26 protein-coding genes and 1 pseudogene are annotated in these 21526 nt (G+C 46.7%); 9 read left to right on the forward strand and 18 right to left on the reverse strand.

What is annotated here, in order from left to right; genetic code table 11:
* Positions 1–4: 4 nt before the first annotated feature.
* From NQ489_RS07800 to NQ489_RS07835, 8 genes and pseudogenes are all read left to right on the forward strand, one after another.
* Complete coding sequence (locus tag NQ489_RS07800) at positions 5–1453, forward strand: DNA/RNA helicase domain-containing protein (protein WP_015525175.1); 1449 nt, start codon at positions 5–7, stop codon at positions 1451–1453.
* 39 nt (positions 1454–1492) lie between these two features.
* Positions 1493–1762, forward strand: coding sequence for a hypothetical protein (locus tag NQ489_RS07805; protein ID WP_021652618.1), 270 nt, complete (start codon positions 1493–1495; stop codon positions 1760–1762).
* Positions 1734–2420 carry a permease gene (locus NQ489_RS07810; RefSeq protein ID WP_227945602.1) on the forward strand — a complete coding sequence of 229 codons (687 nt, stop codon included), beginning with the start codon at positions 1734–1736 and terminating at the stop codon, positions 2418–2420. Before NQ489_RS07805 ends, NQ489_RS07810 begins: the two co-directional genes overlap by 29 nt.
* A 22-nt stretch (positions 2421–2442) precedes the next feature.
* A complete protein-coding gene (locus NQ489_RS07815; RefSeq protein ID WP_021652616.1) occupies positions 2443–2904 on the forward strand; it encodes an NUDIX hydrolase in 462 nt (153 codons plus the stop codon).
* 32 nt (positions 2905–2936) lie between these two features.
* On the forward strand, positions 2937–3248 hold the full coding sequence (locus tag NQ489_RS07820; protein ID WP_021652615.1) for a carboxylesterase family protein: 312 nt from the start codon (positions 2937–2939) through the stop codon (positions 3246–3248).
* Positions 3249–3251: 3 nt separating this feature from the next.
* Positions 3252–3902: pseudogene (locus NQ489_RS07825) on the forward strand (IS982 family transposase); the annotation flags it as partial.
* A 232-nt stretch (positions 3903–4134) separates the two neighbouring features.
* Positions 4135–4356, forward strand: a complete 222-nt coding sequence (locus tag NQ489_RS07830; RefSeq protein ID WP_044962186.1) for a hypothetical protein — start codon at positions 4135–4137, stop codon at positions 4354–4356.
* Between the two features lie 153 nt (positions 4357–4509).
* On the forward strand, positions 4510–5643 hold the full coding sequence (locus NQ489_RS07835) for a hypothetical protein (protein WP_118752692.1): 1134 nt from the start codon (positions 4510–4512) through the stop codon (positions 5641–5643).
* 1100 nt (positions 5644–6743) lie between these two features.
* Here the strand turns inward: NQ489_RS07835 and NQ489_RS07840 are convergent.
* The 8 genes from NQ489_RS07840 to NQ489_RS07875 all read right to left on the reverse strand — a co-directional run bounded on the left by NQ489_RS07840 (position 6744) and on the right by NQ489_RS07875 (position 14349).
* A complete protein-coding gene (locus NQ489_RS07840) occupies positions 6744–8252 on the reverse strand; it encodes a recombinase family protein (RefSeq protein ID WP_044962184.1) in 1509 nt (502 codons plus the stop codon).
* Positions 8253–8651: 399 nt separating this feature from the next.
* On the reverse strand, positions 8652–8855 hold the full coding sequence (locus NQ489_RS07845; protein ID WP_227249950.1) for a hypothetical protein: 204 nt from the start codon (positions 8853–8855) through the stop codon (positions 8652–8654).
* Positions 8856–9363: 508 nt separating this feature from the next.
* Positions 9364–9786, reverse strand: coding sequence for an RNA polymerase sigma factor (locus NQ489_RS07850; RefSeq protein WP_044962180.1), 423 nt, complete (start codon positions 9784–9786; stop codon positions 9364–9366).
* A gap of 458 nt (positions 9787–10244) precedes the next feature.
* Positions 10245–11321 (reverse strand): hypothetical protein, encoded by a 1077-nt coding sequence (locus tag NQ489_RS07855; protein WP_021651276.1) that lies wholly within the window; start codon positions 11319–11321, stop codon positions 10245–10247.
* Entirely contained in the window at positions 11318–12193 is an 876-nt protein-coding gene (locus NQ489_RS07860; RefSeq protein WP_044961423.1) for an ABC transporter ATP-binding protein, read from the reverse strand. Before NQ489_RS07860 ends, NQ489_RS07855 begins: the two co-directional genes overlap by 4 nt.
* An 87-nt stretch (positions 12194–12280) precedes the next feature.
* The gene (locus NQ489_RS07865) at positions 12281–13459 is read right to left on the reverse strand and encodes a HAMP domain-containing sensor histidine kinase (RefSeq protein ID WP_044961421.1); all 1179 of its coding nucleotides are present in this window, start codon (positions 13457–13459) and stop codon (positions 12281–12283) included.
* Entirely contained in the window at positions 13447–14121 is a 675-nt protein-coding gene (locus NQ489_RS07870) for a response regulator transcription factor (protein WP_021651273.1), read from the reverse strand. The genes NQ489_RS07865 and NQ489_RS07870 overlap by 13 nt, the downstream gene beginning before the upstream one ends.
* Positions 14122–14163: 42 nt before the next feature.
* Positions 14164–14349 (reverse strand): helix-turn-helix domain-containing protein, encoded by a 186-nt coding sequence (locus NQ489_RS07875; protein ID WP_021651272.1) that lies wholly within the window; start codon positions 14347–14349, stop codon positions 14164–14166.
* Positions 14350–14502: 153 nt separating this feature from the next.
* Here NQ489_RS07875 and NQ489_RS07880 point away from each other — a divergent pair, with 153 nt between their 5' ends.
* Positions 14503–14862, forward strand: coding sequence for a helix-turn-helix transcriptional regulator (locus NQ489_RS07880; RefSeq protein ID WP_044961419.1), 360 nt, complete (start codon positions 14503–14505; stop codon positions 14860–14862).
* Positions 14863–15031: 169 nt separating this feature from the next.
* Here NQ489_RS07880 and NQ489_RS07885 read toward each other — a convergent pair whose 3' ends face one another.
* From NQ489_RS07885 to NQ489_RS07930, 10 genes are all read right to left on the reverse strand, one after another.
* Positions 15032–16447: a relaxase/mobilization nuclease domain-containing protein gene (locus tag NQ489_RS07885; protein ID WP_227945603.1), complete on the reverse strand. Its 1416-nt coding sequence runs from the start codon at positions 16445–16447 to the stop codon at positions 15032–15034.
* Between the two features lie 79 nt (positions 16448–16526).
* Complete coding sequence (locus tag NQ489_RS07890; protein ID WP_154252646.1) at positions 16527–16817, reverse strand: CD1845 family protein; 291 nt, start codon at positions 16815–16817, stop codon at positions 16527–16529.
* Positions 16818–16992: 175 nt separating this feature from the next.
* Positions 16993–17334, reverse strand: coding sequence for a plasmid mobilization protein (locus tag NQ489_RS07895; RefSeq protein ID WP_119250575.1), 342 nt, complete (start codon positions 17332–17334; stop codon positions 16993–16995).
* Positions 17334–17516, reverse strand: coding sequence for a DUF4316 domain-containing protein (locus tag NQ489_RS07900; protein ID WP_003500078.1), 183 nt, complete (start codon positions 17514–17516; stop codon positions 17334–17336). Before NQ489_RS07900 ends, NQ489_RS07895 begins: the two co-directional genes overlap by 1 nt.
* A 12-nt stretch (positions 17517–17528) precedes the next feature.
* Positions 17529–18152 carry a hypothetical protein gene (locus tag NQ489_RS07905; RefSeq protein ID WP_326929027.1) on the reverse strand — a complete coding sequence of 208 codons (624 nt, stop codon included), beginning with the start codon at positions 18150–18152 and terminating at the stop codon, positions 17529–17531.
* A gap of 99 nt (positions 18153–18251) precedes the next feature.
* Positions 18252–18653: a cysteine-rich VLP protein gene (locus tag NQ489_RS07910; RefSeq protein ID WP_012741674.1), complete on the reverse strand. Its 402-nt coding sequence runs from the start codon at positions 18651–18653 to the stop codon at positions 18252–18254.
* Positions 18654–18845: a hypothetical protein gene (locus tag NQ489_RS07915; RefSeq protein WP_003500082.1), complete on the reverse strand. Its 192-nt coding sequence runs from the start codon at positions 18843–18845 to the stop codon at positions 18654–18656. It lies immediately after the preceding gene.
* A gap of 2 nt (positions 18846–18847) precedes the next feature.
* Complete coding sequence (locus NQ489_RS07920; RefSeq protein ID WP_227945605.1) at positions 18848–19495, reverse strand: DUF4366 domain-containing protein; 648 nt, start codon at positions 19493–19495, stop codon at positions 18848–18850.
* A complete protein-coding gene (locus tag NQ489_RS07925) occupies positions 19482–19748 on the reverse strand; it encodes a DUF4315 family protein (protein WP_005927622.1) in 267 nt (88 codons plus the stop codon). The genes NQ489_RS07920 and NQ489_RS07925 overlap by 14 nt, the downstream gene beginning before the upstream one ends.
* Before the next feature lie 22 nt (positions 19749–19770).
* A complete protein-coding gene (locus NQ489_RS07930) occupies positions 19771–21438 on the reverse strand; it encodes a C40 family peptidase (RefSeq protein ID WP_227945606.1) in 1668 nt (555 codons plus the stop codon).
* Positions 21439–21526 lie beyond the last annotated feature (88 nt).

The following is a 21526-nucleotide window of genomic DNA, read 5'->3' on the forward strand; positions in this document are numbered from 1 at the left end:
AAATATGAAGGCAATATCGATCTATGCACTTACAAGAAATCAGAATATGGAATGTGTCCAGAAGCTGGAACGCCAGCTTTCCAGCAGAGATTTTTTTCTCAGGATCAAAGAGTGGGAACTGGAAAGTATGAAAGCACTGGTGAAGCAACTGGAACTGCATATGGAGGAAGTGTATAAGCTGCGCTTTTTCTATTCGTTTCAGATCCCGAAGCTTGGAAAGGAGTTCGATCTTCTTCAGATCAAAGATGACCAGATCGTGAATATTGAACTGAAAAGCGGCATTGTGTCGGACGAGGCTATCCGGAGACAGCTGATCCAGAACCGGTATTATCTGTCTGTTTTTGGAAAACCGATCCTGTCGTATACCTATATCAGCAGTGAAGATCATCTGGTGAGACTGACCAATCATGATCACATTGTGGAGGGGGACTGGAAACAGCTATGTATTGCATTGGGGAAAGAAAGCCCGGACTATGAGGGAGATATCGAGGATCTGTTTCAGGCAGAGCTTTATCTGATCTCTCCGCTGACAGAACCGGAGCGTTTTCTCAAAAAAGAGTATTTCCTTACTTCCCAGCAGAGAGATATTGAACGGCAGATTCTGAAGAGAATACGTGGAGAAAGAGGAGGATATTTCTGGTTCAGCGGACTTCCAGGAACCGGAAAAACATTGTTGCTTTATGATATTGCGATGAAGTTGTCCGTGCGCCAGAGAGTCTGTATCATTCACTGTGGAGAGGCGGGAAAAGAATGGAAGATTCTTCATGAACGTCTGCGGCGGATAGATTTTCTGGCAGATACTCAGCTGGACGGAACGACGGATCTTGGCTGTTACAGCAGCATTCTGGTAGATGAAGCACATCTTCTGTCCCTGGAAAAATTATCGGTTCTGCTTACATGGAGTGAGCACAGGCCGGTGATCTTTTCCAGTGATTCCGAGGATGTGATCTCACCGGAAGAGATGGATCGTAGCATTGTGGAAAGCCTGGGAAATCTGCCGGAGATCCAGAAATTCCATCTGACAAACCGGATCCGTACCAATGCGGAACTTTCCTCTTTTATCCAGAACATGATGCACCTGCCGGAAAAAAGAAGCCCCAGATGGTATCCGCATATTGCAGTGGTGTATGCCAATAATGACCGCGAGGTGGAAAATTTTCTGAATGATTTTGCGGGACAGGGGTATCAGCAGCGGATGCCAGAGGGTTCTGGACAGCTTGGTATCCAGGCAGTGAGAGATGCGGAGAAGATCGTTGTATTGCTGGATGAACAGTATTATTACGACGAAAAAGGATATTTAAGATCCAGGTGCTCCGCGGAAAAATATTCCAGTGTACGAAAACTTTTTCATCTTTTGAATCAGGCGAAAGAGAGCCTGGCTCTGGTGGTGAGAGAGAATATGGCGGTATATGAAGTGATGATGGAGATTTTGCAGATGCACAGAAACAGATAAAAACAAAAGATTAAAGACAATGGAGAGGAAGACAGAGGGATGGAAGTTTTGGAGATTGTTTTGCCTGTACTGGCGATGATCATTCTTGGAATCCTGTGCAGAAAATGGAAACTTTTAGATCAGAGTGGTGTCAATAACATGAAAACACTGGTAACAAATATTATGCTTCCTGTGGGCAATTTTTCATGCACTGGCAACAGCAGAGTACAGTGGAAAGATCGGAATTTTGGTTCTGATCATGTTTGTGATGCTCTTGATTTCATTTGGGGCAGGATTCTGGATGAAAAGATTTATGGACGAGCCATATAAGAAATATCTTCCGTTTCTGGTCTGTATCTATGAAGGTGGAATGATGGCTTACCCGTTGTATACAAGTCTTTGTGGCAGCGAAAATCTTTCACAGATTGCAGTGCTGGATATTGCGGGACTTCTTTTTGGATTCAGTGTGTATATGGGAATGCTGGGACAGACGGAAAACGGGGAAAAGATCAATGCAAAAAGCCTGTTTTACAGTGCATTGCGAACCCCTGCTTTTATAGGAACGGTTCTTGGAATTATTGCGGGACTGACACGAATGATCACCCGGCTTCTGGACAGTCCTTTTGGCAATTGTTATCTCAGTGTGGAGAATATTCTGACAACGGCCATTACGCCGATTATTCTTATTGTAGTTGGGTACAGTATGGAACTTGCGCCGGAACTTATCAGCCCCTGCCTCAAAACCATATTGCTGAGAGTCCTTTTGCAGGCAGTGATGATTGCGGGAGTTCTCATGGCAGTAAAATATTTGGTAGGAGGTTCCAGGCTTCTGAACCTGGCGGTTATTACATATATGTCCTCGCCTGCTACATTCAGTATGCAGACTTTTCTGAGAAAGAAAGAGAGCAGTGCTTATGCATCCACAACAAATTCTCTGTATTGTGTGGTCTCAATCCTGGTTTATATCACACTGGCAGTGGCAGGATGATGGAACTGAAAGAAGGGATCAAATGACGACAACGACATTATGTTATATAGAAAACGATGATAAATTCCTGATGCTTCACAGAGTAAAAAAACAGGATGATATGAATGAGGGCAAATGGATCGGCGTTGGCGGGCATGTGGAAAGTCAGGAAACTCCGGAAGAATGCCTTGTTCGTGAGGTGAAAGAGGAAACAGGGCTGACACTTACCTCCTATAAGTTCCGTGGCCTGGTGACATTTATAAACAGTGAATGCGAATCAGAACTTATGTGTGTGTTCACGGCCGATGAATATGCAGGAGAACTGATTGAATGTGATGAGGGAGAACTTTGCTGGGTTGACAAAGCCATGGTGCCGAATCTTCCGGCATGGGAGGGGGATCAGGTATTTCTTGATCTGCTCCTTTCAGGAGAAAAACGCTTTTTTTCTGTAAAATTGCAGTATGAAGGTGACAGACTTGTAGAGAAGAAAATTCATTTGTATTAATAGTAGATTGTTTCATAGCTGGAGGGGAAATCATGTTTAATAAAATGATTGCACAGCAAACCGCAAAAAAAGAAAAACTTCTTGATAATTTTCTGAAAAAACATGAAGCGGAATATCCGTTTCCGGAAGATGTGGAACTCATTTGTGACATTGACTATATGGGAGATGGAAAGCCCTGTCATTTCATGGATATTTACCGTCCCCGAAATTATGAAGGAAAACTTCCAGTCATGTTTAACCTGCACGGAGGCGGTTTTCTCCTTGGAAAAAAAGAAGAGGGATTTTTCTTCCCTCCTATATTTACGGGAAACACTGGAAAAAGAGTTCGTTTTATCCATATATAAATGAGGCGTGCTCTGATGCAGACAACCGAATTATTAAGACAAAAGATGCTCTCTGTTTTTCCGGTTCCGGTCAGTTCTTATTGCATTATTGATAGTTTTCCGCTTGCAGTTTGCAAATTCGGACGTGCACGATACTGCAAAACATTTCGCAGCCAGGGTGCTGATTACGGAAAGTGCCCTTCTAAAAAGGAAACTTACTTCGGCTATAAAGTGCATGCCCTGGTCACGTTAGAAGGTTACATTACTGCATTTGAGATTACGCCGGCATCCACAGATGACCGTGAAGGATTACGAGATCTGGTGGATAATTGTTCAAATATTACAATTTTAGCAGATAAAGGATATGTTGGCGAAAAACTCATGCAGGAAATGCAGGAACAAACGATCTGTCTTTTTGCACTCAAGCGTTCCAACAGTAAAGAAAACTGGCCAAAATCGGTGCGTCAACTGATCTTCAAATTGAGAAGACGGGTAGAAACTGTCTTTTCACAGTTAAGCGGTCAGTTAAATGCAGAAAGAGTACTTGCCAAAAGCTTTCAGGGCTTATGCACCCGTTTGGTTAATAAAGTATTAGCATACAACCTCTGCATTGCATTAAACAGTATTTTCGGTGAAACCTGCGAACTTGGAAAAATCAAAGAACTGATATTCTAAAAAATTTGTTTATCAAAAAACAGGGATTTTTTGCGGCTTTTACAAGTTTTTAAACATTTTATTTGAAATAGCACAATAGGTTAAATTATAATATCTGAAATACTGGTTGGTCTGTATTGTAAAAAACAGATAGATATTTGTGTATAATGAAATAAATATGGAAGATGGGCAGGTCTGCTTTTGGGCTTACCTATTTATAAAATACAAATTCCAAATGTCAAGATCAACGCTGTTGAAGCATATATATGAAGTTCTGAATCCAAAGGCAATTATCAAACAGGCTTCCATATTAGGAAAGCTTTATACAGATTCTCAAAGGCACGATTTGATGGAAAACGTTCATGATATCCGAACACCAATGAATGCGCTTCTGGGATATAATGAGCTGATGAAAAAGATCGTAAATCTTGGAGATACCGATAAATTTTCTCTTCCTCAGTTGCTTGAGTTGTGAAGTCTGAATGAGAAAGCGGAAATGAAGTCTAAAAAGACTCCGCCTAACAGAGCTAAGAATGATAACGCTACTGTTTTTACTTCAGTGTAGAGAGTTGGAACACTTTCATTGCTATTTGTGCCGTCTGCCGAAGGCGGCGGAATGGAGATTAAAATGAATTTAAATGAATTTTTGAAAGAAGAAGCCTTTTCAAAATATAATGTTGGAATAGAAAAAATTAAAGATGATTTTATTGAATCCGGATATGAAAAATTTTTGTGGAGGCAAACACTGAAAGAGTGGGATGATGCAAAAAAGACAATATTAGAAGAGAATTCGTATAAATATGTTGTTAATAAATATGTACAGAGCTTTTTAGAGCAGTTTAATAATATTGATGATTCAGATGTTGCTTTTATTTATCCAGAGTCATATACACCTAATTATTTTATGATACAAGCATTAATAAAAAAAGAAGCTAAAAAGGATTATGTAATAGAAAATTTATTACCGGATGATGATACAATTAATCATTTGGCTATTTTTTGTCGCGATAAAAAAGAAACAATAGAATTAATGAATCACTTAGTTTATTCAGCAGTATTGGGAGAGAACTTCGGTGGATATAAATTGCTGGGAGTTCATTTATGCTATTATTTGGAATGCTGTGGAAATGATTCTTACGCATATACTATGAGAGTTCCTAATAGTTTAATGCATTATCAGGGTTATGTTACAAGAAAGGACACAAATCCATATATAATATATGCTACTCGAAAGAATATAGAAGGATTAGTGCAAAAGGGCTTTTTTAGATCAGAATTTGAATTGTATTTGAATTTAAAAAATACATTAATGCCTTTTTTACAAGCTATGTATCTTAAGGCACAGAATGCAGGGGATAAGAATTATGACTGGAAAACAGCAAAGAGCATTTTAAAGGGAGAATTAATTGAAAATGGAATCATAATATCTAAATGGAAACATGAACAATCTCTTTTTTTATTAGTAAAGAAAACTTATTCAGATGCTATATTTCAATATAGACCGGAATGGCTTTCTCCCCAAAGTTTGGATATTTATATTCCCAAATTAAATGTTGGAATAGAATATCAGGGAATACAACATTATACGGATGTAGATTTTTTTGGAGGAAAGAAAGCATTGGAGCATAGAAAAGTTCTCGATGAGAAAAAACGCAAAATATGTCAAGATAAGGGGGTCATTTTGGTTGAATGGAAATACAACTTTAACATTACAAACAAAAATTTACAGACTTTATTGCGGGATGCCTTGAGATCAGTATAAAAATGTATGAGTCTAATGTATTGACCGAAGCCGCAGAATAAAGCAATACATGATATTATAGAGTAGAATAAAGAAGATATCTATTCCAAGTAGCCTTTATAACAATTATAAAGAGAGTTCCTTGTAACTATCAGGAAATCTGATAGTTAGTTCTTCAGCAGAAAGTATATGTTTAATAATAGTACCGGAGTTACAGCCAGATTTGATTTGCGTTTGTTGGCAACTTTTTACGATAAGAAAGAATAACAATTACTTAATTAAGTACAACGATTAGAAATCAACAGTGTAACCTATGATAAAAACATTAGTGGTTGATGATGCAGGACTTAAAGAAAATATATTTTTTGATAATAAAATAAAAGGCAGGAAAAAGTATGATTACAGGAAGTTTTATAATGATATCAGAGGGCGAAATTAAAGAGCGTCGAAAAAAGAGAGAAACTGAATTGCGAAAGATGGTCTATGAAGAATATGAAAATTTTAAGATATATATTAGCTTTTACGAATTGCCGGAAATTAAAAAAATAACTTTTATGAATATGCGTGGATGTGATGCGGCAGTATCTCCAATTTTCAGTAGTGAACTTGAAATAAGGATTAATGAAAAATATTTAAAGGCCAAATGTCCTATGGAGTATTTAAAAGTTATTTTATTTCATGAATTCACGCATATTTGGGATCGAATAGTAAAATATGCAGATTTACGAGCAGCGAAACTGACAGAGTATCATGCAGTGCAAGTTGCATTTGCAAAAAATCTCAACCAAAAGCGTATTGATAAATGGGATAAGTTTTCTGAGAATCAATTTGTTTCGTATAATGATAAACGTGTATCTGCAAAAGAATATCTGCAAGTTTGGTGTGACCATTATTCCTATGACATGGAGTACCATTATTATAATGAATCAGATGACCGTACAAACCAGTTTATGTATGATTTGTGTCAATGGATGGGGTATAGTATTATATTTGAAAAATATTGTATTGAATGGAATGGAACACGTAAAATTAAAGGATTTATCCCAAAAGATATGGAAACATCGGTGTACAAGGGGTACAAACAAGATAAAATAGAAATGAGGGGCGATAGAGCGGAAATGTCAGATTTTCCACTCTATCTGAACACGGTCGCTGGTGGCCTTGATCGTAGAGATCAAACCATCGGCGGCTTTTCTTTTGTCGTCAAAATCTATGCTGTCCCAGTTGTCGAGATAATAGGATAACTTCTTTATCTGCTGGGGAGATATGGTTTCAACGCTCAATTCGGCGATTGCCTTTGAAATGGTCTGGCGTCGGGTGTCCAGTTCTTCAATTTTTTTGTTGGCGTAGGCAAGCAAGGTCGCATTGGCTCCGGTCAGCGTGTCCAGCAGCTTTTCAATTTCTGCCTCCACCTGTGCCAGTTCCACTTGATAGGCGGTCAGTTTCGGATTGACTTTTTCCTCACTGCCGTGGAGTATCTGAAAATCTTTGAACTTTTCCTGCATGGCCGAGAAAATGAATTGCTCAAATTCTTCTTTGCGGATTTTCCCGCAGCCCGGACAGCCTTTGTTTTCCGTCCGTTTGGTACAGCGAAAATAGCCGGTGCTGTTTGGTACATGGGTGGCTTTCAGAGCATACCCACAATGCCCGCATTTGATTTTTCCGGCCAGCCAAGTATTTTTCGGTTTCCGTCCCTGCTGGAAAGTGGTATTTGCCATAAGTTTTTTGCGGCATTTCAGCCATGTGTCAGAGGAAATGAGTGCTTCGTGGGGAGCGATAACAAGTATCTGGTCTTTTAAGCACCTGTCTTTGTCCTCCTTCACATCCCGCCCCTGATAGAGATAGCAGCCGTTTGTTCCGGCAAAGTCAGAAGCGTCATTGACAATCGCTGCACCCTGACTCTTGAAAAATTCGTACAGCTCCAAGTCGGCCTGTGCATAAACGGGATTTCTTAAAAGCTGGGAAAGAAATGTACGGAACATGGATTTGCCATAAATTTTTATGTCATGTTCCTCGAAGTATCGAGTAATATCTCCGAAGGAGGTTTCCGGTTCAGCGTACATTTCAAACATCAGCCGAACATGATCGGCGGCTATGGGGTCGGAAACCATTTTCTTTGTGCGGATACCCTCTACCACAGTAGGCTCCAACTGATAACCGTATGGCGCCTGACCGCTCATGTGGAAGCCTTTCAGACACCGGGAATAGTAGGCGTCTGTGACACGCTTCTGAATTGTCTCACGTTCAAGCTGGGCGAATACAATGCAGATATTCAGCATGGCCCGTCCCATCGGGGTCGAAGTATCAAACTTTTCCGTGGAGGATACAAACTCCACATCGTACTCTTGAAACAGCTCCATCATCGTTGCAAAGTCCAGAATAGAGCGGCTTATACGGTCCAGCTTGTACACGATGACCCGCCGAACCTTTCCCTTGCGGATCTCGCCCAGCAGCTTTTGAAACTCCGGCCTGTCCGTGTTCTTGCCAGAATAGCCCTTGTCCTTGAATACCCGGCAGCTCCCGCCTTTCAATTCATACTTGCAAAAGTCGATCTGACTTTCAATGCTGATACTGTCCTTGCGGTCTACTGACTGTCTTGCGTAAATACAATCTTCTCTGATAAATTCCATATTGGGCTCCTTTCCTTGTTGGAATGGAGCTACCAACCTTACAACTATATTATACCATCAGCAGCCCCGGACAACAATGTTGCGAATGATTAGGGAAATCTGTCTCCATATTTGCGGAACACCTCATAAAGACAACGCTCAATTTCTTTTTTGCGCTGTGCTTTCTCCTTCGGGGGGAGTACCGGCGTGAGGCTTTCCAGCACAATGATCTTCCCTTGAAATGCGACAGACTTTGTTTCTCGTTCATAAGTGACAGCTTGCGTCATTGAAAACCTCCTTTGCGAAAGTGCGTGTATATGCCTGCCTTTCCCACTTGTCCCGTGGGGAAATGTCAAAAGACGGCACCCAGCAGGTGCCGCCCTTTGAGCTTTCTCCACTTCGGGTCAATGTGGCCCGAGGTCAGTAAGGACTGGAAAGGTATTTTTCTTTGGCGTCCTCCAAGCTGTTGAGGTCGAATACTTCATAAAGCTGCCCCACAACACGCCGTATATCCTTCTTTGAAAATCCGCCGTCCTCCATTGCCATAATGACATAACCACGGCAGGCGTCATTGCTCCATTCGTCCGGTTCCAAGCCGGGGATCATTCCAAACGCATTTCCCATAAAGTGCTCCTTTTTTGAAAAGATGGGGAGCCACGCCGGATCGGTTGGCCTATCATCAGACAGCATTGCCGGGGGCTCCCCCATAGGTTTTCACTTCATTTCAGACACACCGGACGGACATAGGCTTCATGCCCCATAGTATTTCAACTCTCCCCATTCTGATGGCAAGGCGTTCTCATTGCCTGCGACGGCTCACGGCTTGCAAGGCCGCTTCAACGCTCGGACTGTGACTAAACGCAAGTATCCGGGTTCTGCGCCTGTTCCGGTGGAGCCAGCCTTGCCCCACCTATGGCATGAACCTGTTCGCTCGCTCAGTTTTACAAAGACTGTATTCTCTGAAATCCGAGGTCATGGCGGGTCTGTCACACAGCGCGTTTCCCTTCGTATCCGGGTGTCTTTTTATTCAATTTTCAATCTGCATGAGGCTTGTCTGAACCTCGGGCCATTGTGACCCGAAGTGTTTTGCCTCTCATAAGCCATTTCATTTTCCGGCCTAAATCGGTACGCCTTACAAAGAATTTTTCAAAATTTTTTCTAAGTGCCGCAGACCTCGCTCGATTGCGACACGAACCACTTTTTCATGGACGCCCTCTGCCCGGGCAATATCCTGTTTGGTCATGCCGAGAATGAAATGAGCGTAAATCCGTTTTGCCTGTTTGTTCGGCAGACTGGCAATCGCCGCATGAAGCTCCTGCATGGTCACTTTCCGCTCATACAGTTCATGGGGAGATAAGACGACAAAGACAGCTTCATGCTCCAGCCCGTCATCCCGATCAAGGGAATAGTAGGCTTTGTGGCGGTATGTACGCAGCCGGTAGGCTGCCTCTTTACGATCAAACTCTTTGAACATTTCTGCAACTTCTTCCGATACTTCCATGAAGCAATCCGATGTATAGAATGGGTAATAGTCCCGCAAATTGATAATAGCCATATTGACCTCCGTTTCGGTTGTTGGTTGACGAGTGACCGAAACGAAGGCGGCGGGGAGCGGCACCGGGGAATGGCTTCGGGCCAACATGACCCGAAGCCGCCCCATAAGAACGCAAAAGCGCCCGGGCGGCATGAAGCCACACGGACGCATGAAATGACATAATAGTTAAGGTTCCAACAAATTTCGCATACATAGCCGGAATAACCCGGAGGGGGCGCTATGCTTTTTTTAATTGATGTAGATCATGGGTACTATGAAAAGAGGCAAAAATAGACACGGCAGCAATCCTCCTATATGCCGCCGTGAATTTACACGGTGTTAGGTCGTCGTTGGTTTAAAGTAGACGAAAAGAAACGGCGGCTCTGAAAATCAAAGCCGCCGCTTCATAGGCGCGTGAAAATGTGTCTGCTGTACGACGGCTTTTTTCTTTTACCGTCGTGCGGCAGATTATTCCATATTTATGAAACTTGGTGCTTCGCAAATATATGGCGAGAAAAACCAGCGCCAATTCCCAAAAAGATCAATGCCGTTGGGATTGCCCATATCGCATACAGCATACCGTTGCTCATTTGTTCCACCGATAGAAGCGAAACAGCCAGAACATGGTAGACAGGAAGAAGCCCGACCAATCGGAACAATGGATTTGTTTCCGGGATCGGCAGCAAAACCGGGAACAGAAAAATTGCCATTGCCGCAACCAAAGCTACAATCTGATTTTTACTGATTGCAGACATCAACAATGTAATTCCTGTAACGCTGATGGTACAGGTAAATGCCAACAGGATTTGATATTTGAGCAGCGTCCCACAGGTGATATTAAAAGGGATAAATGCTTCAACATATTCGCTGGGAGCAAATAGAATACTGCAATTCAATCCTTCCGTTCCGTAAAAAGCACGCGCAAGAAATAAGTTAAAAGCTACTATCAGCGCAGTGGTGAGAATGGCGGTGAGAATGCCAGCTACTACCTTTGCAGTAGCACATTTGGTTTTTCCGTATTTGCTTGTCAATATGATATTGTCAACGCCTTCATACTCGCCGGAGAAAATCGGAGCAAGCATGATGATAACCGCAAGAGCAAGCGCGATAAAAACCCGCACCATGTTTTTACTTGTTGAAAGCCAACCATCTACATAGCCAATTTTGATTTCTTCATTACCGAACACATCGGAAACACTCAATCCGTTCCAATTTCCGTTCAGATCTGAAAATCGTGAAAAGGCTGCGGATTGCATGGCGTTTTGGTAAATATAGGCCGCATTCAACCCATGCAAATCTGATGTCGGCGCAAAATCAGACATCATTTGTCGCACTTTTTCATCGGTCAGGATTCCTTCATACTTTGCTGCGATTTCCTTGTCGATTTCTACTGCTGCTTTGCCGGAACCTTCACCGGCGTTCTGGTCAAAAGCGTATTTGTTTTGATAGGTGGAAAAAGAAAGCAAAGCAGAGAATAGAAGTATCCCGATAAGGGTAACCATAGATAAACGCTTGGAAAAAATCTTCCGCAGTTCAAAATAAATTAGTTTTTTCATTCTTCACAGCCTCCTTTGAAATAGAACAGGTACAAATCTTCCAAAGTAGGCTGTACCCTTACTGCATTTTCCATCGGCGGACGATCTCCAACAATCCGCAGGATTGTCTGGTTTTCGCTGGTATTCCGCAGATTGCTTGTATTATAGGAAGCCGCGTATTTTTCCGCATAGGCAGTCGGAACCGTACATTCCCATACTTGACCGTTGATTTCAGAAGTAATCTCCTGCGGATTTCCAAAATGAATGATTTGCCCGGACTTCATCATAATGATTTCCTCCGCGATAAACTCCACATCGGAAACAATATGCGTAGACAGGATTACAATGCGGTCTTTGGAAAAGGCACTAATCAAATTGCGGAAACGGACGCGCTCTTTCGGGTCAAGCCCCGCCGTCGGCTCGTCTAAAATCAAAATGCGGGGATCATTGAGCATGGCTTGTGCAATCCCTAAACGCTGTTTCATGCCTCCCGAAAAAGTTTTGATTTTGTGCTTACTTTCCTTTGATAAATCTACCGCTTCCAGCAGTTCTTTTGATTTCTTCCGCGCTGCCTTCTCGTCCAAGCCTTTTAGGGCAGAAACATATAGCAGGAAGTCAAACGCTGAAAAGTCCGGGTAATATCCGAAGTGCTGGGGCAAGTAGCCCAAGAGGCTTCGATAGCGTTCACCCAGCCCAACAGCATTTTTCCCATTCAACAGTATTTTTCCGGAAGTGGGATTTTGGATATTGCAAAGCAGCCGCATTAGCGTTGTTTTTCCTGCGCCATTTGCGCCCAGCAAGCCGTAGACACCATTAGCCAGAGTAATATTCAAATCGTCTACGGCGATTTTGGAACCGAACTTTTTTGTCAGTCCAACTGTCTTTAATTCCATAAAAAAGCTCCTTTCTCCATAGGGAGCAATAAAATACTCTCCATGTGTTTTCATGGAGAGTATAGCGGGTAAATATCTATTTTTTATCTACAAGACAGGAGTTTTGAAGAAGGCGGAAACTTTTGCTCCCACTTCGGTATTTTCAATCCTCAGATAACCGTTATGGTGTTCACAAAGTAGCTTACAAATATATAACCCAAGTCCGAAATGCTCGGAATGGTTGCTTTCCCCTGTGAAGTACGGATTTGCGGCTTTTTGTAGGCTGTCTTTATCAAAACCATTCCCATCGTCCGATACGGAAAGCAGCAAACCGTTGTCATGCAAGGCGAAAGATATTGTTACCAAAGTACGGGCATACCGCACAGCATTAGAAATCAAGTTGTTGCATACCTGTGAGATAAATGCACTGTCAAGAGATAGCTGCAAAATAGGGATGTCATTTTGTAAAATCAACTCTTTTCCGTTTTTCGTACAAACGATTTTTGCGCTGTCATATAAAGAAGATACCAACGGTTGCAAGTCAATCAACTTGTAATCCGGCTGCGTATCTTCCATACGCCTAAGATTGCTCATACTGCTCACATAGTTTTCCATACGGGAAATATGCTTTCCCATTGTGGCGGCGGTTTCCCTCGTTTGGGAATTGTCGCTGGCTTGCAGCATTTCATTATAGCCTTTTAGTACCGTCAGAGGGGTACGCAAATCGTGAGCAAAAGCGGCGTTGAGTGCTTTTCTTTCTTCAACTTGCCGCCACATTTTAGAGAAATTATCCGCAAGGGTTGTCCGCATGATTTCAAAGGACGCGCAAAGCTGCCCCAATTCATCGTTGCTGTCATAGTCGATTGAAAAGTCCAAATCATTGTTCGCTATTTTTTCAGAAGCCGCCCGCAGTTCAGCAAGCGGTTTTTTCAGTTTATTTTTGTAAAACAATAGCGCAGCCGCTATGATACAGAATGCAGAATAAATAGGGGGTGTAACGGTTGGCAACAAATCTAATATAGCAAGCAATTGTTCGTCTTGTTCGTTCAAGACAGGCAGCTCCTTATAAATATAAGTTCCTTCTCCCAAACGTTCCCCCTGTTCATTCGTCAAGTAGTATTTTTCGCCAGTATTAGGGTACTTTTCATTGATTTTATCGGCGACAGTTTCACATACAGAAGCAGTCATAATTGATAGGGCAAGAGCGAACATAACAAAGAGAACAATATAGAGTACAAGACTTTTACGCAGAGATAAATTTTGTACGGGTCGCATTATTTTAACCATTTATATCCGCACCCCCAAACTGTTTCAATATATACCCGGTCTGTATATGCCGCAATCTTTGTTCGTATCCTGCGGATATGCTCTGCCACAACGCTGCTGTCGCCCTCGCTGTCATAACCCCAAATACGCTCATAAATCCGTTCTTTATCAAAGACCTGTCCCGGATTTTGAGAAAGCAGTTCCACAATATCAAATTCCTTTTTTGCAAGACCGACACGCTTATCGCCAAAGAACAAGCAACGTTCCGAATAGTCAATCGTCAAATCACCGGAAAACTTGACTTGCGCTTCAAAGTTGTGTCGCGCTTCCCGGCGCAGATGAGCGCACACCCGCGCTTCAAGTTCCATAAGTGAAAAGGGCTTCACAATGTAATCGTCGCCGCCAACAGCAAAGCCGTTTACCTTATCTGTATCTTCGATTCGGGCAGTCAGAAAAAGGATTGGGCAGGATATGTGATCGCGGATACGCTTGCAAACCTCTAACCCGTCCGTTCCGGGCATATTGATGTCAAGCAAAATAATATCCGGTTGTTTTTCCACTTGCTTTAGTGCTTCTGCACCATTGGAAGCAGGCAAGACACGAAAGCCCTTGCTTTCAAAAAAGCTGCCGAGCATAGAAACAATATCGCTTTCATCGTCAGCAATCAGTATCTTTGCATTCATTATGCTCACCTCCTAACAGCAAATATAGCAATCCTTTTTCAATTATTTATCTATTTTCCGAAAGTCTTTTGTACAAGCATCCATAGGCTTCTCCGCAGTTTTAGGGAGCAGCCAAACACCGGCCATTTTCACAGCGCCGAGGATACGCCCTCCGGCACAATAATAATTTACCCTACGAGGTGTCACGCCCCACTTTTCGGCAGCCTCTTTCAATGTCATATAGTCCATTTCGCACCTCCACAGGATATATTATAGTTCTCTACCTCGAATAATACAAGTTAGAGCCTACACGGATGCGAAATAAAATACTACTTAATGTAAAATCTCATTACATTCTCATAATTCAACCCGAAATGTAGAATGATATAGGGTGATATGAGAATGAACCAAGATGAAAGAAGGTTTGACTTTCACGGCCTCGGAGCGGCTCTCAAACGAGCCAGAGAAGAAAAGGGCTGGACACAAGCCTATGTTGCGGAATTAGTAGACCGTGACTCCCGTACCATTATGAATATTGAGAACAAAGGTCAGTATCCCAGTTTCGACCTTTTTGTTAAACTCATTACTATGTTTGACGTTTCAGTTGACCAGTTTATTCATGCGGACGGAGGGGCAAGGTCAAGCTCTTGCAGAAAACACATTGATGTACTTCTAAACTCCATGACTGAAAAAGAGCTTGTCGTAATAGAAGCCACAGCCGAGGGCATTAAGAAAGCCAGAGAAACGGAGGTTCCAGAATAAGGACCTCTGTTTTTTTGCGCCATTTTAGGGGCTGCCGCTAAGTGGCAAGCAATGCCTCTGTGGCCACAAGTGGCACAAAGGCGGCTTGTTGGGGCTCGCCCCAAACCCGTATCTTCGGGCCAACATGGCCCGAAGTGTCAGCGTCGCTTTGCTCCTTATTTTCATAACCTTAACGCTCCTTTTCCTGCTTTCGTCCTGGCTCGGTATAGCCCATCAGAGTGTCAATGTTCGCCTTGATCGTGACGATCTCCTGCATATCCCGTCGTGCCTTCTGGTATTCTCCATAGAGCTGTTTTTTCTTTGCTGTGAGCTTACGGCCTTCCTCCTTCAGCACATCCATTTTAGGGAGCTTCGCCCCGCCCAGCAGAGAGCGCATTTCCGCTTGTGCAGCCCGGTACAGTTCAAGGTCGGCCTCATGCTCCGCAAGGAATTTCCGGCTGTACTTCGTCGCCTTATACTGCTCAAAGACCGGACGGGTTTTGGCATACTGAACCGTTGCGGCCTTTAGCCCGGCATTGGTTTTCATGGCCTGTTCCGTATGCTTGACCTGCTCGGAAATGGCATGGAAACGGTCTGCCGCCTCGGTGGCTTTCTGTGCCAACTGCTCATAATCGGTCAGTCCATTGTCCTGTATATAAGCAAGAGCGGCGGCCATCTGCTTAATGTTAAATACCTTCGCCCAGCGTTCATATCCCGGTCCCTTACCGGCAGCCAGCTTTGCTTGAATATCCACCGCCAGACTGATTTTCCGCTCCGAGCGCCCGGGGCGTTTTTCTTTGCCCTCAATGGCGGACAGAACATCTTGCAAGTCGTAGCCGTCCCCCAGCGTGGAGGCACGCAGACGGGTGAAGCGTTCCTGTCCCTGCCCGGTCAGCCGGAAGCTGATACCGCCGCCCCGAACCGTCTTGACCTCATACCCGGCCTGCTTCATCAAATTGAGAAATTCGTCCAGATCAGCGGGGCGTTCCGCCAGCGCAGTATCAATAGCAAGGCGCAGTCGGTCCTGATAGGAAAGCGGTCCTTTCCGGTCTTTCTGCCACTCCCCATAGTTCCGATACTTGCTCTTGCTCCGGGGCTTCGGGTTCTCCACGATGGACAGCCCGTTTTCAAGGCACAGCCTGTCAGAGAGCCGCCGAAGGGCGAAGCTGGAGCCCCAAAAATTTCGGAATTTCCGGGTGCAGTCAAGGGTGGTGGAGTTGTAATAAATGTGACAATGGATGTGCTGCTTATCGGTGTGCGTGGTAACGATAAAAGCGTGCCGCCCCTTTGTCCAGCGCATAGCCAGCTCATAGCCGATACGGTTCGCCTCCTTCGGGGTGATCTCGCCCGGATAGAAGGATTGTCGTATCTGATAGCACAGCACATTATTTTCTTTCTTCTGTTCCCGGCCCGTCATAGCGGCATAGCTGGCCTTTGCCAAAAGGAACTCGTCCGCCACGGTGGCCGGATCACATTCATAAGCGGAGATATACTTTCCGCTTTCTGTTTTCTCCGGGTCCTTGCCATAGTCCAGACAATCCCGGATAGCCTCAGCAATCGTTTCGCCTTCGCCCGCATGGCGCTGTAACAAAGTTGTGGTAGCCAAAAATCATTCCTCCTTTCCATGAGAAAGGGGCGGCCCATTCAGACCGCCCCGACTTCGGGCCAGTATGGCCCGAGGCTGCTTAACTTGCCAGAAACCGGTACAGAGCGGATTTGCCTCCGTCCAGCGCCCAAAGAAGGGAGCCCGCCGCCGCTTGCAGTCCATACGGCGAAAGAAGGAAGGCAAGAAACAGAAATACAATCCCGCCTATGGGCGTCGGCGTGAAAAAGAGAGCGACACCCAGCACCGTCAGGATCACAGAGGCAATCGTCAGCAGGACGGCACAAATATCAAACAGGAACACCAGCAGAGCCGCCAGAAGGCACAACGCTAAAGCAAAGGGAGCAACCAATATTTTCAGCAGTATCTTCATCTTCAAAACCTCCTTTATCTATCCTTCCTACCTCTATTTTATCATGCCTGCCCGGGGACATAAATGTTGCGAAAGATTAGTAAATCCTGTCCCAAACCTTCGGGTCATACTGGCCCGAAGTGGTAAAAAAAGAGCAGGGCGGCAAGCCCCGTAACGGAAGCCTGCCGCCCTCGTCTTACTTTGCCACCAGCTCGGAAAGCTCCCGCAGCACCTTTGACACCTCGCTCCACAGTTTTTCATAGTCCCGCTTCAATCCGTCGATTTCCTCCGGGTACACGCCATAGGTGTGTGCGTGTATAGCAACCTGATTGAGATTGTTAGAACAGCGCCGTTGCAGAGAGATCAGCTCTTTTACGGGCGCAAGGTCGATGTGCAGGATATACCCATTCAGAGCCATTTTCCGTACATAAGCCCCGGCGTTGGAAATGCCCGCCTCAGCCATCCGTTCATGGATGGCTGCCAGCTCGTCCGGCGTTACCATGACGTGCAGATGGACATTCCGCTTGCGGTTCTCCATCAGCGTTCCAGTTCCCGGCCTTTCCGGCGCTCTTTGGGCTCCTTTACCTTGTCCAGCGGTTTTGCGTCCAGCTCCGGGGGCGTGGGTGGGATGGGCGTATTGTTGGGTACGCCGTCGATCATGTTGCAGTTCTGCTCCGTGGAGAGCTCGGCGGTTTTCAGATAGTTGTCTTTTTCGTGCATGGCGATCCTCCTTTATCGTTCCTCATGGTTTTGATGGCTCCGCTTCTGGCCGGGCTCCTTCGGGGGGGCCTGCCCTCTGGTTCCTTCTTTGAGCCGGGCGGTAATGGATGGGCGCACCCGGTCAGGATTGCCCGGTGCTGGTTTCAGTTCATAATCCTCCATCTGCTTTTCGGTCAGCGGCTTTGCGTAGGTCAGTTCGCCCCATGCCATCAGCCTGCCGTCTGCCACAGGACGCCGCCTGTCATCATCGTAGTTGACAATGGAAAGAGGCTGGTTATCCGGCGGCTTCGGATAAGTTCCTATGTCCACGGGCCGCTGGGTGGAATAATAGCGGTAAACGCCCTCCGCTCCCAGCTCGGTATGCTTGACCGCCGCATGGTAAAGCTGCTGATAGTCGTCCACCCGGCGGTCAAAGTCCCGCTGCGCCCACGCCTGACTGGTTCCATAGCGGCCCCAGTAGTAATCCCGATGGCCGTTTTCCCCCTCGGTAAACTGCCAGGTCACAAAGGGGCTCGGCGCTCCCGGATTATGCCCCAGCGCAAAGCCGTGTCCGGTTTCAAAGGTGGCAGCTTTCAAAATCACATATCCTTGTACTGTCTCCAAGAGATCCCTCCTTTCTGTGCCTCGGGTCAACATGACCCGAAGTGCTGGATGTTACGAAATAAGAGGGCAGACCGGGGAGAAATGTAATAAGATATTCCCACCCCGGAAACACCCTCAAAAAAGCCCGGAATGTCAAGCCTTTGGAGGCGGCAAATCGTAACAGCCGCCCGGTCTTTTCTCCCGCATTTTCCTCATGCGTTCCCGGCTTTTTCGGCGGTTCCCTTCGGCCTTGCAGGCGTCGGAGCAGTAGGCTTGACGCCCCTCGGGCAAAAACGCCTTTCCGCAGACCGCACAGGCCCGCAGCTCCGGGGAGATGCCTTCCGTTGTCAGCGACGCTTGAAGCTCCGGGTTAAGAGGTAGGACAGCCTCACGGAAATAACGGCAGTACGCCCCTGTCCAGCACTTGTGCAGCATATAGCAGGCACAGTCAAGAGGAAGGCACAGGCCGCTTTCCCGGTCATAGTTGGCGCACATCCCCGTGACAAGAGAACGGATTTTCTTCTTCTCGTCACGGGTCAGCTCCCGGGCGTCCATTTAAGACTTCGGGCCACGATGGCCCGAAGGGCGGGGCTCCACGATCAGCGCCCGGAACTTCTTCCGGCACTGTTTTTTCTTTCCTTTGCACTCCTTGTAGTAACGGCATCCCTTACAAGGGTCGTCATTGTCCCAGCCGGGGTGCGGTACTTCCTTCATCATTCGTTCAAAAGGGCTGCTTGTAAAATTCATTCTCATTCCTCCGTATCTTCCTCCCACGGCGGGGTATCTTCGTCCTCGGGTTCCTCTGCGATCTCCTCCAGCTCCTCGTCCTCATATTCGCAGTAATCATCTTCCAAATCCGGGGCCTCATGCTTCGGCTTGTAAATCTTGAAATAGTAACCAATCCCACCGCCGGCCAGCACCACCGCACCGATCAGGAGCAGAGAGAGAAGGGGGCTGTCCTTTTTCTCCGGCTCGGGTTCCGGTACTTCCTCCACCGGTTCGGTGGGCTTTGGCTCTGGCTCCGGGGTCACTTCTTTGGGCGGTTCCTTACCCTGTTCGGCAAGAGGCAGAAGGTCGTCTGTGGTAACGGTATTGAGGAAATAGACGTTCTCGCTGGTTTTCTGTTTGTCGATCACCAGATAAAACACGCTCTCGTCTGCTGTGGTGATGGTGTAGAACTCCTTTCCATCCTCGTCGGTGGCGTTGTCCACCACGGTTCCCGTCCCGTCCGGGGTAAAGGGGTTCTGGGTTTCCGGCTCTGCTTCGGTTTCCACCGGGTCGGGCGTTGTCTCCGGCTGCGGCTCGCTGCTCTGTGCATAGGCCGGGACCGTAAAGATCAGGCAACACAAAAGGCTGGCAGCCATCGCCGCCAGCCTGCGGTATTTAATTTTCTTCATGGGCTGTGTCCTCCTTTTCGGGTGCCTCCGGCTTCGGGTCAGTATGGCCCGAAGCGGTAAGGCTGTTTTTGGGGTCATTCAGAAAAGCCATAAGCTGGGCGGGCGTCAATTTGAGGGAGCGCACCGCCTGCACGATCTGGCTGTTTTCTTCCTCCTGTTTCTGCTTTTCCAGCTCCCGGATTTTGGCCTGCCACTCGGCAGCCTTCTCCCGGGCTTTTTCCAGTTCCTTATCGAGCTTGTCGATCTTGTTCATGCAAGGACTCCTTTCCTCTGGCTCACAAACGCCCGAAGGCATAGAAATGTGTCTGCCAGTAGCTTGAATTGATGTTTGCGTATTGGATGGGCGAACCACAATGAAGCATCATCCCGTCGCCCACATAAATCCCCACATGGGACACAGGGCCGGGGCTGTCATAGGTTCCCGTGAAAAAGATAATGTCGCCGGGCTTTGCCTCGGAGGGGGAAATGATAGCGCACTGGTTATAAATGCCCTGCGCCGTGGTACGGGGCAGGTTGTGGACGCCGCTGGCCGTGTACACCCAGCAGACAAAGCCCGAACAGTCAAAGGAGGTGGACGGGCTGGAGCCGCCCCACACATAGGGCCAGCCGATGTACTTTGTGGCTTCTTCCATGAGCGCCGCAAAAGCCGGGTCATCCAGCGCCTCGCCGGGTATCTCATAGCTGGGGCCGGTATCTTCGCCACCGTTGTAAATCCCTTCCCACAGATAGGGTTTGTTGCCTTTGAGCTGCTGCATAACGGTGTAGATTTCCCGCTGCTGTTCGTTAAGCCTCGGCAGGATCACGGCAGGCAGCGTCTTGTTTGTGAGGGTCACATTGAGAATGTAATACTCATAGGGAACTTCCTCGGTGGTGGTTTCCCCGGTCTCCGGGTCGGTGCTGGTTTCGGTGCGGTAGCGTATCTCGACTTCCTCCGTCAAGGTCAGTTCATACTGTGCCTCGAAGATTTCCCGCAGCTCGTCCTGCACCTGTTCACGGAAATACACATGGTACTTTGCCGAGAGATAGGACGCCAGCTCATAGGGGTTATGGCCGATCTCGTCCACGGAATAGCGGTACTCGTCATAGCCGGGATGGGTGCTTTCGATGTTCGCTACCGTCTGCGCCAGCTCGTTTTCCAGCGCTGTGTAGTCCTCGTCCACCCCCAGCAGGTCCGTATCCTCCGAGGCGTAGGAGGTGCCGGATAACGCATTGGCGAGGCCGCTGCCAAGCGTGGGGAAGATGGAACTTACCGCCGACACAAGAAAACAGAGCAGCAACAGCAGGAGCAGGACCAGCACCGCCACGGGATGACGGGTCACAAACTGCGCCGCCCGACGGGTCGCAGTTCCCGAAGCGGCAGCGGTTTTCTTTGCGGTCTTTGCGCCCTGTTTTGCAGCCGCCTTTGCTTCTTTGGAATACCGGCGTTTCAGTTTCCATTTCTGCTGCACACGGGAAAGCGGATTGCTGGCAAGCTCCGGGTGCTCGGAGGCCATCTTTTGAAAATCCACATTGGCCCGGGCTTTTATGTCCTTCCGTTCCCACTTTGCCACCTTCCGGGCCGGGTGTTCCCGGTATCTCCGTTTGGCATACCGGGTCAGTTTCCGGGCTCCGGCCTCGGCCACAAGTTCCGACTTATGGGCTCCTTCCACACCCACATTTTCATGCTCAACTTCGTGGATTTTGTTGTGGAGATAAAACCATGCTTCGGTGCGGGCTCCCCGGACAGCTTTCTTCGCAAGCCCCGGCGGCTTCTTCGCTGCCCGTTTTGCCTCGGTCTTGTCCAGTTTCTCCCGGGCCTTTCCCAGCTTTTCCCCGGTGTGTTCCGCTTTTGCCTGTGCTTTCTGGTACTTGCCCTTTTTGCTCCCGGCCTTCTCGGCGGAGCCCTCCGGCTCCTGTGCCTTGCCGGTATCCTGCGGCCCGTCCGCTTCATCTTCCTGCCTCATGCGGTCAGAGGGACGGCTTTTCCGTCTGTCCTCTTGAAACTTGCCGCTTTTGGACTTCGGGCCATCATGGCCCGAAGGGCTGTCCTGT

Origin of the sequence: Blautia sp. KLE_1732_HM_1032, from assembly GCF_025147905.1 — a bacterium.
GTDB lineage: Bacteria > Bacillota > Clostridia > Lachnospirales > Lachnospiraceae > Blautia_A > Blautia_A fusiformis.

Excerpts from the sequence above, each read along its gene's own strand:
- NQ489_RS07820 (WP_021652615.1), top strand. The coding sequence starts at position 2,937 with ATGTTTAATAAAATGATTGCACAGCAAACCGCAAAAAAAGAAAAACTT.
- NQ489_RS07925 (WP_005927622.1), bottom strand. The coding sequence starts at position 19,748 with ATGAACAAGATCGACAAGCTCGATAAGGAACTGGAAAAAGCCCGGGAG.
- NQ489_RS07910 (WP_012741674.1), bottom strand. The coding sequence starts at position 18,653 with ATGGACGCCCGGGAGCTGACCCGTGACGAGAAGAAGAAAATCCGTTCT.
- NQ489_RS07880 (WP_044961419.1), top strand. The coding sequence starts at position 14,503 with ATGAACCAAGATGAAAGAAGGTTTGACTTTCACGGCCTCGGAGCGGCT.
- NQ489_RS07870 (WP_021651273.1), bottom strand. The coding sequence starts at position 14,121 with ATGAATGCAAAGATACTGATTGCTGACGATGAAAGCGATATTGTTTCT.
- NQ489_RS07810 (WP_227945602.1), top strand. The coding sequence starts at position 1,734 with ATGAAAAGATTTATGGACGAGCCATATAAGAAATATCTTCCGTTTCTG.
- NQ489_RS07875 (WP_021651272.1), bottom strand. The coding sequence starts at position 14,349 with ATGGACTATATGACATTGAAAGAGGCTGCCGAAAAGTGGGGCGTGACA.
- NQ489_RS07840 (WP_044962184.1), bottom strand. The coding sequence starts at position 8,252 with ATGGAATTTATCAGAGAAGATTGTATTTACGCAAGACAGTCAGTAGAC.
- NQ489_RS07895 (WP_119250575.1), bottom strand. The coding sequence starts at position 17,334 with ATGGAGAACCGCAAGCGGAATGTCCATCTGCACGTCATGGTAACGCCG.
- NQ489_RS07815 (WP_021652616.1), top strand. The coding sequence starts at position 2,443 with ATGACGACAACGACATTATGTTATATAGAAAACGATGATAAATTCCTG.
- NQ489_RS07860 (WP_044961423.1), bottom strand. The coding sequence starts at position 12,193 with ATGGAATTAAAGACAGTTGGACTGACAAAAAAGTTCGGTTCCAAAATC.
- NQ489_RS07855 (WP_021651276.1), bottom strand. The coding sequence starts at position 11,321 with ATGAAAAAACTAATTTATTTTGAACTGCGGAAGATTTTTTCCAAGCGT.
- NQ489_RS07835 (WP_118752692.1), top strand. The coding sequence starts at position 4,510 with ATGAATTTAAATGAATTTTTGAAAGAAGAAGCCTTTTCAAAATATAAT.
- NQ489_RS07805 (WP_021652618.1), top strand. The coding sequence starts at position 1,493 with ATGGAAGTTTTGGAGATTGTTTTGCCTGTACTGGCGATGATCATTCTT.
- NQ489_RS07845 (WP_227249950.1), bottom strand. The coding sequence starts at position 8,855 with ATGGGAAATGCGTTTGGAATGATCCCCGGCTTGGAACCGGACGAATGG.
- NQ489_RS07915 (WP_003500082.1), bottom strand. The coding sequence starts at position 18,845 with ATGAATTTTACAAGCAGCCCTTTTGAACGAATGATGAAGGAAGTACCG.
- NQ489_RS07900 (WP_003500078.1), bottom strand. The coding sequence starts at position 17,516 with ATGCACGAAAAAGACAACTATCTGAAAACCGCCGAGCTCTCCACGGAG.
- NQ489_RS07865 (WP_044961421.1), bottom strand. The coding sequence starts at position 13,459 with ATGGTTAAAATAATGCGACCCGTACAAAATTTATCTCTGCGTAAAAGT.
- NQ489_RS07930 (WP_227945606.1), bottom strand. The coding sequence starts at position 21,438 with ATGAGGCAGGAAGATGAAGCGGACGGGCCGCAGGATACCGGCAAGGCA.
- NQ489_RS07890 (WP_154252646.1), bottom strand. The coding sequence starts at position 16,817 with ATGAAGATACTGCTGAAAATATTGGTTGCTCCCTTTGCTTTAGCGTTG.
- NQ489_RS07800 (WP_015525175.1), top strand. The coding sequence starts at position 5 with ATGAAGGCAATATCGATCTATGCACTTACAAGAAATCAGAATATGGAA.
- NQ489_RS07850 (WP_044962180.1), bottom strand. The coding sequence starts at position 9,786 with ATGGCTATTATCAATTTGCGGGACTATTACCCATTCTATACATCGGAT.
- NQ489_RS07905 (WP_326929027.1), bottom strand. The coding sequence starts at position 18,152 with ATGTTGACCCGAGGCACAGAAAGGAGGGATCTCTTGGAGACAGTACAA.
- NQ489_RS07920 (WP_227945605.1), bottom strand. The coding sequence starts at position 19,495 with ATGAAGAAAATTAAATACCGCAGGCTGGCGGCGATGGCTGCCAGCCTT.